The following is a 1548-nucleotide window of genomic DNA, read 5'->3' on the forward strand; positions in this document are numbered from 1 at the left end:
AAGTATTTCTACTTATTTCATAACTGAGATGCTCCCTTGATTCGCCGCACAGCCTAACAAGGTATTAAAGATTCAATAACCATATTTTTTTCATAAATATCTATATAACAACGGCAGTCATTCCAGCCATAACTTACAGCCCAGGCATTACCACAATCAATTATACCTGCAGGAAATACCACCTCATAACTGGGAGTTTCTACAAACATCCTTTTCACTATGTGTCGTCTGCTATCTTTCCATTTGTTTTTCCATGGAGTCAGAATTGGTTTAGGAGAAATACTTGTCACACGCCATTCATTTACATCTACAGTGTAAAAACCCATAGAGTAGAAACGTCGATCTTCATCTGTCTTCACATAAGTATGAAATAGCCCGATGTACTCGGACCCACGCCATGGAATTAAAGGTGTCCCACCCGACACGTAAGTTTGATATGGAATTATCGAATCCTTGTGAGTTACTTCTACTTCTGTCCAAATTTGTTGTTGAGGGCAGAATTTTATTACAGTTAAAGGATTGATTCGATAAATTATGTAAAAGTCATTATCAACTATTAAGGGAGTCCAGTTCCTTTCAAATGCAGGTGGTGCATCTGTAATACAGTAGTTGAAATTTTTACCGTAATTAGGTACGTGAATATTCTCTAGTTGACCATTATTCAAGTCTACATTTCCTAATACTACTGAGGTTGACCAAGTATTGTTTACAAAACTATCTTGTTGGCACGAAAGGTACAATTTATCCTTCCAGACAAATGCACGAGGGTCGTTGCATGATTTAATTTTTTCTGTAACTTTTGGAATTTTAAGAGTCTGGTGCCTGCTAGTAGGTTTAAAATTAGAATCTAATTTCACAAAACCAATATTGTTAAACAGTTCGCTGCGTTTAAACCGATAACGATAAAAAAACCATAAATCTCCTTGATAATATACTAAAGATGGGTTGAAGCAGTTTGATGAAAATCCTCTTGTTATTGACGCATTACTGACATAAATTCTCTTCATTCTACCCCCCGATCAGTATTATAATCATACTGTACACTTACCCCAAAGAAATCACTATTTCCATCTTTTATAACACCTGGAAGAACAGTCAAGAAAAAACTAGCTATATTTGTTGTATTGGTCAATGTATAGGACGAAAGGCTCCAGCTTCGGTTAGGATCAAAAGATAACTCACTACCATCATAAGTAGGAGTCACATCAACTTTTCTGATCTTTACTTTTCCATCATTACTTGGAATTCCCGATGGATCGAATGTTAATGTAAATTCAATTGAGTCACCTGGTCTTTTTTGTAAAGAGCCAACGGGTAGAAGTGTGAAAGTAGCAGCATTTGCCTTTGTAGGCATAAGAGCTGCGCAGGCGGTCATTGCTAAACTAACTGATATTACATGGCGTAACATCATTACACTCCAATCTATGTTTTTTTTAGGTTTCCACAAGTTTAACTTTATCACATAACAATTTGGCAAGTTGTATCTTTAAATACAGAAAAGCTTATGATTCGGGGAGCATCTCAGTTATGAAATAAGTAGAAATACTC

Annotated in this window: 2 protein-coding genes; both read right to left on the reverse strand. The window is 35.9% G+C overall.

Annotated elements, in window-relative coordinates; translation table 11 throughout:
* Positions 1-53 precede the first annotated feature (53 nt).
* Entirely contained in the window at positions 54-1007 is a 954-nt protein-coding gene (locus QT992_RS33335; RefSeq protein WP_333322678.1) for a glycoside hydrolase family 130 protein, read from the reverse strand.
* Entirely contained in the window at positions 1004-1462 is a 459-nt protein-coding gene (locus QT992_RS33340; RefSeq protein WP_333322676.1) for a hypothetical protein, read from the reverse strand. The genes QT992_RS33335 and QT992_RS33340 overlap by 4 nt, the downstream gene beginning before the upstream one ends.
* Positions 1463-1548 lie beyond the last annotated feature (86 nt).

The organism is Microcoleus sp. T3_D1, assembly GCF_036700405.1.
GTDB lineage: Bacteria > Cyanobacteriota > Cyanobacteriia > Cyanobacteriales > Microcoleaceae > Microcoleus.

Excerpts from the sequence above, each read along its gene's own strand:
- QT992_RS33335 (WP_333322678.1), bottom strand. The coding sequence starts at position 1,007 with ATGAAGAGAATTTATGTCAGTAATGCGTCAATAACAAGAGGATTTTCA.